The following is a 13,980-nucleotide window of genomic DNA, read 5'->3' on the forward strand; positions in this document are numbered from 1 at the left end:
GCTCACGGGGGGATACGGCGTGCACGCCGATCGCGTTGGCCCCGGCCCGCACGACGGCGGCCAGGTCGACGGCGTTGTGCACACGGCAGACCTTGAAGACCCAGTCCGGCCGGTCGCCGAGGGGGGCGGGCGGTTCCGGGGCCGCCGCGGGCAGGGCCGCGTACAGCCGGTGGAGCGCCTGGGTCTTGGCGCTCGTGCCCCAGGTGGCGAAGGCGGTCACGTAGTCGGCCACGGGACGCAGGTCGAGTACGTTCTCCCAGCCCTCGCACAGCGGCTCGGCCGCTGCCCCGCGCAGGCGCTTGGCGATGTTCTCGTAGTTGAAAGCAGGCGACGGCGGCCCGGATGCGGGCCGGGGCGTGCTCGCCCAGGATCCGCTTCACGTTCGCCAGCGTGGAGAAGGTCGTGACGTTGTTGTCGTAGAGGACGACGGCGCCGTCGCCGTCCAGCCAGGCGAGGACGCGTTCCTGGAAGTGCTTGGGCACCCGGTTCATCAGGCGCTCGAAGCCGGGCGACCCGTCCTCCTCCAGGCCGCGCATCGCGTTCTTGGACGAGTACGCCATGTGGGCCACGCCCACGGGGGGCTGGTCCGGGCGGGTCAGCCGGGTGATCACCCGGAAGGCGAGTCCCAGGTCCAGGGCGCCCGACGGGAAGTCGATCACGCCGGCGGGCCAGTCCTCGGCGCCGAGGACGTGGTCCACCTGCGGGGCGTCGAACACGGTGCTCCAGTAGGCGAGGTGGCAGTCCTCGACGAGCCGCTCGACGTCCTCGTCGAGGCCGCCGGGCGCGCCGTCGGCGACGTTGGCCTTGACCAGTACGTCCAGGGCGTGGGTGGCGGCGTTCTTGAGGTGGTCCAGGACGCCTGTGACGAGCCACCGCTGTGCGCGGGGCAGGGCTTCCCAGCCGGCGAGGACCCCTCCGTCGGCGAGGATCCGCAGGCAGTCGAGGGACAGGTCCAGCGCCCGGTGCCACCGTTCCCGGCCGGTGCCGGGATCGGCGAACAGGTAGGGCGGGGAGGCGAGGTGGAAGAGCCTGCCCCGCAGCAGGACGCGGTCCTCCCCGGTCTCGGTGAGCCCGAGCAGGAGGCCGCGCAGCCGTGCGCGCTCGGCGGGGTCGCCGGTGGCCGTGCGGCACAGGTCGTCGAGCGCGCGGAGGTACAGGTCCTGCCGCAGGGCGCCGACGCCGATGCTGTTGTCCGCGGGCGGGAGGTTGGCCAGCGCGTGCCCGTACGCGGCGTGTACGCCGTCGAGGTCGGCCAGCGCGTAGTCCGCCGGGCCGGTGGCCAGTCGGTGCTGGAGCTCGATGTCCGGGAGGGTGGCCATGAACTCCCGCCAGCTGCGGCTGGACCGGGCTCCAGGCTCGTGCACGACGCGGACGGTGCGGCCGCCGGACCGCTCGACCAGGTCGAAGAGCTCGTGGTCGTGGTAGTTGTCGTCCGCCAGGAGCTCGATGCGGGCCCCGGTGTCCAGCAGGTCGCGCACGGCGTCGGCCTTGCGGTCGCCGTCGACCACGGTGCCCATGCGGCACCGTCCGTCCTCGAAGTCGAGCGTCGAGCCCGTGACCTCGTACGGCAGCCCGTTGAGGAGGCATCGGGCGAGCAGGGCTTCGACGACGCCCGCGATGAAGGGCCGGTACCCCGCGCTGAGGAACAGGATGCGTAAGTCCGGGTCCTGGCGGTACTGGAGGTGACGCAGGTAGCCGGCGACCTCGGGGTAGAGCGCGAGGCCGGCGGCGACGGCTGCCCCGACGTCCTCCATCCGCTGCCCGGTCCAGGGGCCGAGGGGGGGGAGGCGTTGATCAGGTCCAGGGTCCGGCGGCGGAATTCCGCATCGGAAAGAGTGGGTTCCGGTCCGTATGCGCGGGCATTGAGGGAGAGGAATTCCCGGACGCCCCGCTCGTCGAGCAGAAGGCCCGGCGAGGCGCACGCGTGGTACCACGCGGTGGTGTTCATCAGGGTACGGTCGACGTCGAGGACGATCCACGACCGCTGCGGTCCGTTATTGGTCGATACAGTCACGATATGCTGCTCCACGCCGTTGAGCTGAAATCGTCGGCGACGGGCCTCCCACTGCATCTGCTCATGAGCTTTTCCCCTCGTTGGACGACCGGCTCGATCCGAACGACGTCGCGGATCGGATTGATGAGGGCGAGGCATTCCGTTCCCGGGGTGACGAAGAGCTCGCGGAGGTGGGATATGGCGTGCTGCCGCGGCCCGGCCGGCAGTCCGCGGACTTCCATGTGGATGTGGCCGCGGGGCTCGTACGGCTTACCGCCGCGCAATGCCTCCCAATCGACGGACCGGCGCGGCCAGTACGTCCCGTAGCAGTGCAGTTCCTGGCCGGGAAGGAGGTGGAATTCCTGCTCGGAGGCGATGTCGGTGGCCTGCTGCACATGGGTCAGGCGCCGGTGCGGAATGCGCCGCAGAACCCGTCCGATGATGCGCGGGGGCCGGTCCGCGTCGGTGACGCGGACGAAAATCCGGACGGCGTAGGAGTCGATCCGGTTGACCGAGACGAATGCCTTGACCGCGTCCAGCGCGTTCAGCCCGTCCGGGGAGCCTTCGAGGCGCAGCAGGTGGCTTCCGGGCGCCGCGGGCCCGTCGGTCTGCGGGAGGAAGGCGGTGTGCAAGTAGACGCTGCGGCGTTCGAGCAGTCGGGGCGAGGGGGGCACGGTCAGCGGGATGGCCACGCTGAAATCGCCGCCCTGCGGCAGGTGGCCGCTGGCGGTGGAGGACTCGCCGGAGAGGTGCGGGCCGGCGAGCAGCGAATGCTCCAGCACCTCCCCGCCCGGGTGGTCGTCCGTGGGCGGGGCCCCCGCCGCGCCGACCCTCAGGTAGCGGGTGTCGGGCTTCGCCATGCCCAGGGCGATCACGGCCTGCCGGGCGGTCTCGTCCCGGAAGTATTTGGCCCGGGCGAAGAGGAAGGCGTCGATGCCCTGGAGGTCGACGCTGAAGGAGTCGGGTCCGCCGTAGCGCAGGTGCGCGTCCCGGAGCGGATCGTCGGCGAGTTCCCCGGCGGCCACGATGCGTACGGAGGGTAAGGCCGAGGGGCGCGGGTTGGTCTGCTCGTTCCATACGCTGCGAGCGGCGAGGTAGCAACCTTGCCCGGTGCCGAACAGAAGGCGTTTCCCGGAGCCGTCGGACAGGACCCTGCCGCCGAGCGGTAAGGCGTCACCGATGATGGCGGAATGACGCACCGACTTTCCCCCTGAGAGAACTGGGATGAAGAGACTTCATTCCCGACGACGGGAATTACGGCAGCACGGAAGGCGGCTGCGGGGCGATATGGAAACGCCATGAGAAACGGGCGGGCGACATGAGCGAAATGCGGCGCACTGCCCCTCTCTGGGCGGCAGCGGCCCGGCTCCCTAACGATCACGAAGCAGGATGATCATCCATATCAACCGCCTTTATGCGGGCCTCGCTTCGCAGCTTCCTGCGAGATCTTCTCATCCTTCCTTCCGCCAATCACCGCACAATGGACATTCCACTGCTGTCGCACTCGCCGTCAGATAAGGGGTGCATTTCATCCTTGGAGGCGGCCGGATCCCCCTCCAAGGTGGCGTGAATTTCACCGTCGACGCGTCCGAAATCCGATGCAGAAAAGGAGCCGGTGGCGCCTACACGGACGTTGGGTACGATGCGCGAATGATTCCTCACCGATTGATTGCCACCGACCTCGACGGAACTCTTCTGCGCAACGACGGAAAGATTTCGGAGCGGACCCGGCGGGCACTCCGGGGAGCCACCGACGCCGGCGCGGAAGTCGTGCTCGTCACGGCCCGGCCGCCCCGCTACGTCGACGCACTCATCGCGGCCTACGGCCTCGCCGGGACGGCCGTGTGCAGCAACGGGGCCCTCGTGTACGACATGACCTCCCGCAGCGTGGTCTCCTCGCGCACCCTCCCCGTCGACTCCGCGCGGCGTGCGGCCGAAGCCCTGACGGAGGCCGTGCCCGGAATCGGGTTCGCCGTCGAAACGGGCCACCGGGTACTGTTCGCGCCGGGATACGGCCACCGCCTCCCCGAGGACGTGGACGCCGAGTTCGCCGTCCCCTCCGTCGACGACCTGTGGCGGTCCGAGGCGCCCATCGTCAAGCTCCTGGCGTGGTCGGACGCGTTCGACGCCGACACCATGCTCGCCTCCGCCGAACGCGCTGCCGGCTCGGTGGCACAGTTCACCCACTCCGGCGGCAGCGGGCTGCTGGAGATCAGCGCCTCCGGCGTCACCAAGGCGGGCACCCTGTCAGCCCTGTGCGCCGAGCGCGGAATCGACACGGCCGAGGTGGTCGCCTTCGGTGACATGCCCAACGACCTGTCCATCCTCACCTGGGCGGGAGCCGGCTACGCGGTGGCCAACGCCCACGCCAGCGTCCTGTCGGCGGTGTCCCGGCACACGGCCTCCAACGAGGAGGACGGCGTGGCCGTCGCCCTGGAGCAGCTCTTCTCCCTCTGACCTCGTCAGAGGACGGGTCGGTCGGACGGCGCAACGGCATTGTCGAGCAGTTCGGCGCCGCCGGTTCACGGCGGCGCCACTACGGGGGATCCATGCACAAGGTAGGACAACCGCCGGACGAGGCCACCGCAACGGACGTGTCGTGGTGGCGGATCGGCTTCATCTGCTCGGTGCTGCTGCTGGAAGGCATGAGTTCCTCCAGCATCAACGTGCAGATCGCCGCATTGGGAAGCAGCCTGCACCTCACCCCTCTGCAGCTCCAGTTGACGGCGAGCATCTTCCTCGTCGCCTACGCCGGCCTGCTGCCGGCAGCCGGTCGGCTCGTCGACGCATGGGACCGGCGGGCGATGTTCATGATCGGCGTGGGAGTGTCCGGCCTGGGCTCCGTCCTGTGCGCCGCCGCCACCTCGGGCTGGTGGCTGGTCCTCGGACGGTTCGTCCAAGGCGCGGGAGCGGCCTTCAGCGCGCCCGCGGCCATCGCCCTGATCACGGCCAATCTGCCTCCGGGCCGACTGCGCAACAAGGCACTGGCCCTCTACGGCTCGATGGGGGCGGCCGGGTTCACGCTCGGGCTCGTCGTCCCCGGGTTCCTCGTGACCCAACTCGGCTGGCGGGCGAGCTTCCTGGTCTACGTCCCCCTGGTCGTCGCCGTGCTGCTGGTGACGCGTACCATCGGCTCCGCCCCCGGCACCGGCGCCCGCGTCGACGCCGTGTCGGCGGTGGCCCTGACGGCCGCCGTGATCCTGGCCGTCGGTACGGTCGGCAGCATCGGCGAAACGTCACCCTGGGCGAGCGGCGGCCTGCTCGCCGCCGCGGCCGGCCTCGCGGCCCTGCTGGTCCACCGGGGCAGGCGGCGGGGAACCCGCATGTTCCCCCCGAGCGTTCTGCGTTCGTCCCGTGTGATCGTCGGATGCACCGCGCTGGCGGGCGTCTTCGCGGCGATCGTCGCCTCGATGTACCTGACCGGTCTCGAACTGGCCCTGAACCGCGGCCACGACGAGTTCGCCGTGGGACTGGCGCTCGCACCGCAGAGCATCAGCAACGCGGCGGCCGGCGTGTGGGGCGGCCGCCTCGTCACCCGCCACGGTCCCGGCCGGGTGCTGGCGGCGGGCATGGCCCTGGTGGCCTCCGCGCTGGTCTATCTGGGCACGGTCGGCTTCCAACTCCCCTACGCACAGGGGCTGCTGCCCGCCACCTTGGCCATCGGGTCCGGAGTGGCCCTGTGCTACCCGGCTGCGTCGATCATGGCGGTCAGCGCGGTGCGCCCCCAGGAGCACGGCACGGCCTCCGCCCTGCTCACCGTCTTCCAGAAGTTCGCGTGCGTCACCACCCTGGACGGCTCTGCGGTCACCGAGCGGCTGGCCCCTTCCGGCTGGCGCCACTTCCGGGCCGGGAACACCGCCCGTTTCGCCTTCCACTGCCCCGGTCTGGCCGACGACCCGCCGGCCGATCACACCACGGCGTTCCGGGAGGCGCTCACCGGCGCCCTGCGCACGGCATAGGGTCTCCCCTCCCCGGTCAGCGGTCTCCCCTCCCCCCGGTCACGACGGCGGGGGGGGAGGGGAGAGCCCGCCGTTCTTCGCGTCCGCGCTGCAGCCCGTCCCGGCCGTCAGGCGGGGTTGACCGGCAGGACGTCGGGGGAGATCGCGGCCGCGCGGGCCGCGGCGCTCGTCATGCGGCGGCGGTGGTGGCGGCGGCAGAGGACCTCGTAGCCGATCTCCTCCGCCGGCCGGTTCACGTCGCCGACCACCACCTGGGCGCCCTCGACGACCATCTCGCCGCCCACCGTGCGGGCGTTGTGCGTGGCACGGGCCCCGCACCAGCACAGGGCCTCCACCTGGAGCTGTTCCAGGCGGTCCGCCAGTTCGATCAGGCGCTGGGAGCCCGGGAACAGCTTCGTGCGGAAGTCCGTCGTGATGCCGAAGGCGAAGACATCCATGTCGAGGTCGTCGACGATGCGGGCGAGCTGGTCGATCTGCTCGGGCGTGAGGAACTGGGCCTCGTCCACGATCACGTAGTCCGCCTTGCCGCCCTTCGAGAGCTGGGCGACCAGATACGCGTACAGGTCCATGTCCTCCGGCGCCTCGACCGCCTCCGTCACCAGGCCCAGGCGGGAGGACAGCTTGCCCTCGCCCGCCCGGTCGTCACGGGTGAAGATGACGCCCTGCAGGCCCCGCGCGTCGCGGTTGTGGGCGATCTGGAGCGCCAGCGTACTCTTCCCGCAATCCATCGTGCCGGAGAAAAACACCAGTTCAGGCATGGAGGAAACGGGACCTTCCGGGTCGTGGTGGGGGTGGGGCCGGGGGCCGTCGGGGCCGGGGGCCGGTTCGGGCTGGCGGTGCGGGGGTGTCGGGGCCGGGGCGGTCAGGTGCGCACTTCGAGCAGCGGGACGAGCTGCTCGGCCGCGGTCATGGAGCCGTGCATTCCGGCGAGCCCGGACTCGTTGGGCTCGTTCACGGACGCGGTGATCGCGACATCGGCGTGCGCGGCCGCGACCACATCGCCGATCCGTCCGAGGACGCGCTCGTCGCACTCCCCCGGCGGCCCGAACCAGCCCAGTTCCAGGGCCTCTTCGCGGCTCGCGATCCAGAACCGGTCGCCGAGCACCTCGCGCCACACGGTCAGCACGTCTGCCTCGGCGCCGGGCACGGCGTACACGTGCCGGGCCCGGCCCTCGCCGCCGAGCAGGGCCACGCCCGCGCCCAGCTCCCAGTCCTCGTCGAAGTCGATGCGGGAGTCCTCGTCGAAGGGGACGTCCACCATGCCGTGGTCGGCGGTCACGTACAGCGCGGTGCGCGGCGGCAGCTGCTCGGCGAGCCGCTGCACGAGCCGGTCGACGTACATCAGCTGGCCGCGCCAGGCGTCGGAGTCCACGCCGTGCCGGTGGCCGGCTCCGTCGAGCTCGCTGAAGTACGTGTAGACCAGTGAGCGGTCCCCGGCTGCGAGGCGCTCGGCCGCCAGGTCCATGCGCTCTTCGCCGGTCATCCGCCCGACGAAGGTGCCGCCGCTCAGCGCGATCTTGGTGAGCGGGGTGGTCTGGAAGGTGGGCGAGGACACCTGCGCGGTGGCCACCCCGGCCGCGTCGGCCAGCCGGAAGACGGTCGGGTACGGCTGCCAGGGCTCCGGCGGGGTCCACGGGTGCCAGCGCAGCTGGTTCATCAGCCCGCCGGTGGCCGGGTTGCGGACCGCGTAGCCGGGCAGGCCGTGGCGGGCCGGCGGGAGGCCGGTGCCGACGGAGGCCAGCGAGGTGGCGGTGGTCGCCGGGAAGCCCGCGGTGATCGGGCGGCCGGTGCCGCCGCGCGAGGTGCCCAGCAGCGAGGTCAGGTACGGGGCCTCGTCCGGGTGGGCCTTTATCTGCTCCCAGCCCATGCCGTCGACGAGGAACACGCAGTTGCGGTCGGCCGGCGTCAGCTCGGTGATGGCGGCGGTGAAGCCGGGGACCCCCAGGCCGGCCGCGAGGGTCGGCAGCAGGTCGGCGAGCGAGCCGGTCCCGTACTCCGGGACGGGGGCGCCGGCCAGGTCCAGCAGCTCGGGCTCGTCCCAGTTCGCGGGTGCGGAGTAGGACATCAGCGGGCGGAGGAGGCGGTCGCCGCGGTCGCCTCCGACAGCGCCTGGGCGAACAGGAGGGTCTGGCGGACCGCCTCGGGGCCGTCGCCGGCCTCGCTGACGCGCAGGCTGAGGTCGTCGGCGGTGGAGTTGCCGGTGTAGCCGTGGTCGGAGTCGCAGTTGGGGTCGCCGCAGGCGGCGGGCTCCAGGTCGATGCGGGAGACCGCGCCCCAGCCGATGGTCAGGACGACCTCGCGGGGCAGGGTGCCCGGGGTGTAGGACTCGGGGTTGGCGACGACGCGGCTGAGCACCACCGAGGAGATCCCGGACAGCTTCACCGACTCGGTGGAGGTGGTCGCGTACGGGGACGGGGACCCGGCGTCGGCGGCCTGCTCGTCGGTGTGGCTCACGATGAAGCGGTTGCCGGTCAGGACCAGCACGGTCACGTGCCGGCGGACCTCGTTGGAGTCGAACGTCGTCTCCTGGTGGACCAGGTACGACGAGATCGGCTCGCCGCCCACCGCGGCCTCCACGGCCTCTGCCACGAGGGCCGGGTAGTAGCCGCTGCGCTCGATCGCCGCGCGCAGCCCCTGGGTCGTCGTACCGGATTTCGCCATGGGGTCCATCCTAAGGCCCGCAGGGGGCGCCCCGGCCGCCACCGGACGCCCTCAGTAGCTGGGGAGCGTCCGGGGACCGAGATCGGTGCGGGCCGGGGGATGGGCGATGCGGACCACGGCGCTCAGCACCGAGAGGCCCTCGGTGGCGACGACGACGGGCTCCAGGGTGACGCCGACCACTTCCGGGTGGTCGTCCACGAGCCGGGAGAGGCGCAGGAGGAGCTCCTCCAGGGCCGGGGTGTCGACGGGGTCGCTGCCGCGCCAGCCGAAGAGGAGCGGTGCGGCGCGGATGGACCGGATCAGTCCGGCGACGTCCCGGTCGGTGGCCGGCACGATCCGGTGGGCGGTGTCGCCGAGCAGCTCGGAGGCCACGCCGGCCAGCCCGAACGACAGGACGGCGCCCGCGGCGGGGTCGATGACGGACCGCACGACGGTGTCCACGCCCCGCGGGACCATGGCCTGGACCACGGGCAGCAGCTCGGCGGGCGAGCCGAGCAGGCCGGTCAGCTCGCCGTACGCGCGGCGCAGCGCGGCCTCGCCCGCCAGGTCGAGGCGTACGCCGCCCAGGTCGGCCCGGTGGCGCAGGTGCGGGGCGGTGGTCTTGAGCGCGACCGGGTAGCCGAGGGCCTCCGCGGCCTTGACCGCGGCGTCGGCGGTGGGGGCGGGCAGGGTCGGCAGCACCCGGATCCCGTACCGGGCGAGCAGCGCGGCGGCGTCGGCCTCGGCGAGGGTGAGCACGCCGTCGCCGACGCCGACCTCGGCCAGCAGCCCGGCGAGCCGGTCGGCGGTCCCGGCCTCGTCGATGTCCTCGTACTCGGGGACGTGGCCGGACTCGGCGTTGACCCGCCGCCACTGCCCGTAGCGGACGGCCTCGGCGACGGCGCGGACTGCCCGCTCGGCGGCCGGGTAGGCGGGGATGCGCACGTCGGCGCGGGAGAGGGACTCGACGAGCTCCGCCAGCTCCACGTGGACGACCGCCACCGGCTTGCCGGGGTGGGCGGAGACGGCGTCGCGCAGCGCGTCGGCGAGGTCGTCGGCGCTCGCCCCCTCGTTCACCCACGGGATCGCGGTGACGACCACCGCGTCGTGGGCGTCGGAGGCCAGGGCGGCGGCCAGGGCCCGGCCGAAGTCCGCCGCGGAGGCCGCCGTGGTCAGGTCGAGCGGGGCGCCGGGCCGCAGCCCCCGGGCGAGGCAGGCGTCGTACGTGAGGAAGCCGAGGGACTCCGAGTTGCCGAGGATCGCCACGCGCGGCCCGGCCGGCACCGGCTGCGAGGCGAGCAGCAGCCCCACGTCCACCAGCTCGGTCACCGTGTCGACCCGGATCACGCCGGCCTGCCGCAGCAGTGCGGAGACGGTGGTCTCCGGCAGCCTGGTCCCCGGGACCACGTGGCCGGCCGGGGTGTGGCGGCCGCCCTTGGCGACGACGACCGGCTTGACGGCGGCGGTGCGGCGCGCGAGCCGGGTGAACTTCCGCGGGTTGCCGAGGGTTTCGAGGTACATCAGGGCCACGTCGGTGGCCTCGTCCTCGTACCAGTACTGGAGGATGTCGTTGCCGGAGACGTCCGCCCGGTTGCCCGCGGACACGAAGGACGACAGCCCCTCGCCGCGCCGCAGCAGCGCGGACAGCAGCGCTATGCCGATCGCGCCGGACTGCGTGAACAGCCCGATCCGGCCGGGGACGGGGGCCGGCATCGGGGCGAGCGAGGCGTTGAGGCCCACCTCGGGGGCGGTGTTGATCACGCCGAGGGCGTTCGGCCCGATCAGCCGCATCCCGTACGAGCGCACCTGGCGGACCAGTTCGCGCTGCCGGCCGAGCCCGGCCGGGCCGCTCTCCCCGTATCCGGCGGACAGGACGACGAGGCCCTGGACGCCGTGCTCGCCGCAGTCGGCCACCACCTGCGGGACGCGCTCGGCGGGGACCGCGACGACCGCGAGGTCGACCGGGGCGTCGATGTCGCGGAGGGAGCGGTAGGCCGGTACGCCCTCCAGCAGGTCCCCTTCGGCGCCGGGGGCGCGGGCCTCGTTCACGGCGTGGAGGGGGCCGCGGAATCCGCTGTCGCGCAGGTTCCGCAGGGCCGCCGCTCCGACGCCTGCGCCGGAGCGGCTGACTCCGACGACCGCGACCGAGCCGGGGGCCAGCAGCCGCTGCACGGAGCGGGCCTCGGCGCGCTGTTCGCGGGCGCGCTGGACGGCCAGGGACTCGGCGGTGGGTTCGAGGTCGAGGGTGAGGTGGACGGAGCCGTCCTCGAAGGTGCGCTTCTGCTGGTAGCCGGCGTCCGTGAACACCTTGATCATCTTGGTGTTGGCGGGCAGCACCTCCGCCGCGAACCGGCGGATGCCCCGCTCCCGGGCGACGGCCCCGATGTGCTCCAGCAGTGCGGAGGCGACGCCGCGGCCCTGGTGGGCGTCCTGGACGAGGAAGGCGACCTCGGCCTCGTCGGCGGGGGCGGAGGCGGGGCGGCCGTCGGGGCCGATGCGGTCGTAGCGGACGGTGCCGATGAACTCCTCGCCGACGGTGGCCGCGAGGCCGACGCGGTCCACGTAGTCGTGGTGCGTGAAGCGGTGCACGTCGCGGTCGGAGAGCCGGGGGTGGGGGGCGAAGAAGCGGTAGTACTTCGACTCGTCGGAGACCTGGTCGTAGAAGCCGACCAGCCGCCCGGCGTCCTCGGTGGTGATGGGCCTGATGCGGGCGGTGCCGCCGTCCCTCAGGACGACGTCGGCTTCCCAGTGGGCCGGGTACGAGGGGTCCGACGCGGTGGTCATGCGGCGATCCTAAGCCCAGGACGGGCAGGACAGCCCCTGCGCGGCGCGTACGGCAACACCGGGCAAACCGGTGCAAGCTGGGGTACGTCGAGCGGCGGGTGATCCGGGTCGGAGGTCGGCCGGAGCACTCGGGGCGTCGTGAGAGACTGGTCTAGACAACCGTGAGAACCTGAAGGGCATCACCATGGCAGAGCGCCGCGTCAACGTCGGCTGGACCGAGGGCCTGCACGCCCGTCCCGCCTCGATCTTCGTCCGCGCGACGACCGCTTCCGGCGTCCCGGTGACCATCGCCAAGGCCGACGGGAACCCCGTCAACGCCGCCTCCATGCTGGCGGTGCTGGGCCTGGGCGCACAGGGCGGCGAGGAGATCGTCCTGGCGTCCGACGCCGAGGGCGCCGAGGCGGCGCTGGACCGCCTCGCGAAGCTGGTCGCCGAGGGGCTGGAGGAGCTCCCCGAGACCGTCTGACCCTTCGGGTTCGCACCGCGCGGACGGTGGGGCCGCGGCTTCCGGGGAAATCCGGGACCGCGGCTTCACTGTTTTCCGCCCCCGCCTCGCCGCGAGAATTCCGGGCGGGCGTCCGGGCGGGGCATCGGGCGGCCGCGGGAATTCACATCACCCGGCCGGGAAAGCCGGGCGGAAATTCCGGGGCGTGAAATGCCCGGGCGCGGCGGCATCCCCCATTCATACGCCGCTCCTGTTAATGGGAGCGGCTCCCCGTGTTTACGGCAGGTTGCGAAGTCCTCACCCGCAGCCGGTAGGACCCGGTCGTCCGGTCGGCGTGGAGAGCCGTGAGCACCTTCGCCCGCTCGGCGTCCCCGCGCGCCACCGCGTCCACGATCGCGCCGTGCTCGGCCCAGCACTCCGCCGGCCGGGCCGGGGCCTGCACGGCGTACATCCAGGCGACCTTGTGCCGCATCTGGGTGAGCAGCGTGATCAGCCCGGGGCTGGCGGAGGCCTGCGCCAAGGTCTCGTGGAACCAGCTCCCCAGCGCCCGCAGGTCCTCGCCCTGCCCCTGCCTGGCCCGCTCCTGGCCCAGCCTGACCAGCCCGCGCAGCACCTTGAGGTGGCCCTCGCTGCGCCGGCGGGCGGCCCGCGAGGCCGCCAGCGGCTCCAGCAGCATCCGCAGCTCCAGCAGGTCGGCCGCCTCCTGCTCGGTGGGCTCGGCGACGCAGGCGCCCGCGTGGCGGCGGGTGGTCACGAAGCCCTCGGACTCCAGCGTCCGCAGCGCCTCGCGGACCGGGACGCGCGAGACACCGTAGCGGCGGGCCAACACCTCCTCGGTCAGCCTGCCGCCCGGTTCGAACACCCCGGAGACGATGTCGTCGCGGATTGCAGTGCATACCGCGTGCGCGGGAATACGCAAGACGGGACCTCCGCTTGTTTCCGATTGCCGGCGACAATGCCGTGACCGTACTGGGATCGTACGGGGACTCTATTGCAACCGGCGGAATTTTCCGAGCGGGGAAGGAAATCGGGGGTATTTACGGGCCACAACGCCGAAGGCCCCGGCTCGGTGAGCCGGGGCCTTCGGGCGAAGCGTGTGCGGGTGCGTGCGCGACGCGCCTGGATCAGAGGCTGACGCCGTGCGAACGCAGGTACGAGATCGGGTCGATGTCCGAGCCGTAGGAGGCGCCGGTGCGGGCCTCGAAGTGCAGGTGCGGGCCGCTGGAGTTGCCGGTGGAGCCCGACAGGCCGATCTGCTGGCCGGGGGTGACCTGCTGGCCGACGGAGACGCTCAGCGAGGACAGGTGGCCGTACTGCGTGTACGTGCCGTCGGCGTGCTTGATGACGACGTTGTTGCCGTACGCGCCGCCCCAGCCGGCCTCGACGACGGTGCCGAGGCCCACCGCCTGCACGGAGGTGCCGGACGCGGCGTGGAAGTCGATGCCGGTGTGGCTGCCGGAGGACCACATGCCGCCGCCCGCGCGGTACTGGGTGGAGACATAGGAGTCGTCGAGCGGGGAGACGAAGGTGTTGAGGCGCTTGCGCTCCTCCTCGCGGGCGGCGCGCTCGGCGGCCTCGCGCTCGGCCTTCGCCTTCTCCTCGGCCTTCTGCTTGGCCTCGGCGGCCCGGGCCTTCGCGTCGGCCTCGGCCTTCTCCTTGGCGGCGGCGGCCTCTGCGGCGGCGCTCTGGGCCTCGGCCTGGGCCTCGACGTCGCCTGCGACGTCGGCGGCGGTGACGACCGCGTTCAGCCCGGTGTCCTCCATGGAGGGGGCCTTGTCCGAAGCGGCGAACGCCGGGCCCGCGAGGGTGCCCACGACGCCGGTGGTCGCGAGGGCGGCCACACCGGCGTAACCGGCGGTCTTGCGGCTCAGACGGCTGGAACCACGGTGCTTGCCGGCGGCACGGCTGCCAAAGGCCATGAGGAGGCTGATCCTTTCCTTCCTTCTCGCCTACCGGGTTAGCTGACGGGTTCGGAGCAGGAAGGTCTCCTACGGGCCCCTCTTGCGAGGCGGCCCGATTCACCCCAGGGACGTGTGGGTCCCCGGCTCCCCAGGCTTGCGCCTGACGGGGACTCGGCGATCGCTGTCCGGTGCCGCGGGTGCGGCGCGTACCAACTGACGAACAGCACGGCCGACGCTAGGCGGATCATCAGTCAATCA

General features: G+C 72.5%; 11 protein-coding genes and 1 riboswitch. Of the genes, 3 read left to right on the forward strand and 8 right to left on the reverse strand.

Going from position 1 to position 13,980, the window contains the following annotated elements:
* Positions 1-2: 2 nt before the first annotated feature.
* Positions 3-1,754, reverse strand: coding sequence for a hypothetical protein (locus ACIQUT_RS21035; protein ID WP_403564554.1), 1,752 nt, complete (start codon positions 1,752-1,754; stop codon positions 3-5).
* Positions 1,755-2,010: 256 nt separating this feature from the next.
* Positions 2,011-3,192, reverse strand: a complete 1,182-nt coding sequence (locus ACIQUT_RS21040) for a hypothetical protein (RefSeq protein WP_403564556.1) — start codon at positions 3,190-3,192, stop codon at positions 2,011-2,013.
* A 451-nt stretch (positions 3,193-3,643) separates the two neighbouring features.
* Between ACIQUT_RS21040 and ACIQUT_RS21045 the strand changes: the two genes are divergently transcribed.
* On the forward strand, positions 3,644-4,450 hold the full coding sequence (locus ACIQUT_RS21045; protein WP_403564557.1) for an HAD family hydrolase: 807 nt from the start codon (positions 3,644-3,646) through the stop codon (positions 4,448-4,450).
* A 92-nt stretch (positions 4,451-4,542) separates the two neighbouring features.
* Entirely contained in the window at positions 4,543-5,952 is a 1,410-nt protein-coding gene (locus ACIQUT_RS21050) for an MFS transporter (protein WP_403564559.1), read from the forward strand.
* Positions 5,953-6,059: 107 nt separating this feature from the next.
* Here ACIQUT_RS21050 and ACIQUT_RS21055 read toward each other — a convergent pair whose 3' ends face one another.
* The 4 genes from ACIQUT_RS21055 to ACIQUT_RS21070 form a co-directional block, all read right to left on the reverse strand.
* Positions 6,060-6,710, reverse strand: a complete 651-nt coding sequence (locus ACIQUT_RS21055; RefSeq protein ID WP_403564561.1) for a thymidine kinase — start codon at positions 6,708-6,710, stop codon at positions 6,060-6,062.
* A gap of 104 nt (positions 6,711-6,814) precedes the next feature.
* Positions 6,815-8,017 carry an alkaline phosphatase family protein gene (locus ACIQUT_RS21060; protein ID WP_403564563.1) on the reverse strand — a complete coding sequence of 401 codons (1,203 nt, stop codon included), beginning with the start codon at positions 8,015-8,017 and terminating at the stop codon, positions 6,815-6,817.
* Positions 8,017-8,613 (reverse strand): DUF5998 family protein, encoded by a 597-nt coding sequence (locus ACIQUT_RS21065; RefSeq protein ID WP_361093837.1) that lies wholly within the window; start codon positions 8,611-8,613, stop codon positions 8,017-8,019. Before ACIQUT_RS21065 ends, ACIQUT_RS21060 begins: the two co-directional genes overlap by 1 nt.
* A 51-nt stretch (positions 8,614-8,664) precedes the next feature.
* The gene (locus ACIQUT_RS21070; protein ID WP_403564565.1) at positions 8,665-11,376 is read right to left on the reverse strand and encodes a GNAT family N-acetyltransferase; all 2,712 of its coding nucleotides are present in this window, start codon (positions 11,374-11,376) and stop codon (positions 8,665-8,667) included.
* A 184-nt stretch (positions 11,377-11,560) separates the two neighbouring features.
* On the opposite strand from ACIQUT_RS21070, the gene ACIQUT_RS21075 reads away from it, so the two are divergent.
* Positions 11,561-11,842: an HPr family phosphocarrier protein gene (locus ACIQUT_RS21075; RefSeq protein WP_403564567.1), complete on the forward strand. Its 282-nt coding sequence runs from the start codon at positions 11,561-11,563 to the stop codon at positions 11,840-11,842.
* Positions 11,843-12,074: 232 nt separating this feature from the next.
* On the opposite strand, the gene ACIQUT_RS21080 is transcribed toward ACIQUT_RS21075, so the two are convergent.
* Positions 12,075-12,740 (reverse strand): GntR family transcriptional regulator, encoded by a 666-nt coding sequence (locus ACIQUT_RS21080; protein ID WP_403564569.1) that lies wholly within the window; start codon positions 12,738-12,740, stop codon positions 12,075-12,077.
* Positions 12,741-12,945: 205 nt separating this feature from the next.
* Positions 12,946-13,740, reverse strand: coding sequence for a M23 family metallopeptidase (locus ACIQUT_RS21085; protein WP_403564571.1), 795 nt, complete (start codon positions 13,738-13,740; stop codon positions 12,946-12,948).
* A gap of 13 nt (positions 13,741-13,753) precedes the next feature.
* Positions 13,754-13,909: riboswitch (cyclic di-AMP (ydaO/yuaA leader) on the reverse strand.
* Positions 13,910-13,980: the final 71 nt, after the last annotated feature.

This window comes from Streptomyces sp. NPDC090445 (genome assembly GCF_044769385.1).
Lineage (GTDB): Bacteria > Actinomycetota > Actinomycetes > Streptomycetales > Streptomycetaceae > Streptomyces.

Bases quoted from the DNA above. Each gene is read 5' to 3' on its own strand.
- ACIQUT_RS21050 (WP_403564559.1), top strand. From the start codon at position 4,543: ATGCACAAGGTAGGACAACCGCCGGACGAGGCCACCGCAACGGACGTG.
- ACIQUT_RS21065 (WP_361093837.1), bottom strand. From the start codon at position 8,613: ATGGCGAAATCCGGTACGACGACCCAGGGGCTGCGCGCGGCGATCGAG.
- ACIQUT_RS21070 (WP_403564565.1), bottom strand. From the start codon at position 11,376: ATGACCACCGCGTCGGACCCCTCGTACCCGGCCCACTGGGAAGCCGAC.
- ACIQUT_RS21075 (WP_403564567.1), top strand. From the start codon at position 11,561: ATGGCAGAGCGCCGCGTCAACGTCGGCTGGACCGAGGGCCTGCACGCC.
- ACIQUT_RS21085 (WP_403564571.1), bottom strand. From the start codon at position 13,740: ATGGCCTTTGGCAGCCGTGCCGCCGGCAAGCACCGTGGTTCCAGCCGT.
- ACIQUT_RS21060 (WP_403564563.1), bottom strand. From the start codon at position 8,017: ATGTCCTACTCCGCACCCGCGAACTGGGACGAGCCCGAGCTGCTGGAC.
- ACIQUT_RS21035 (WP_403564554.1), bottom strand. From the start codon at position 1,754: ATGGAGGACGTCGGGGCAGCCGTCGCCGCCGGCCTCGCGCTCTACCCC.
- ACIQUT_RS21045 (WP_403564557.1), top strand. From the start codon at position 3,644: ATGATTCCTCACCGATTGATTGCCACCGACCTCGACGGAACTCTTCTG.
- ACIQUT_RS21055 (WP_403564561.1), bottom strand. From the start codon at position 6,710: ATGCCTGAACTGGTGTTTTTCTCCGGCACGATGGATTGCGGGAAGAGT.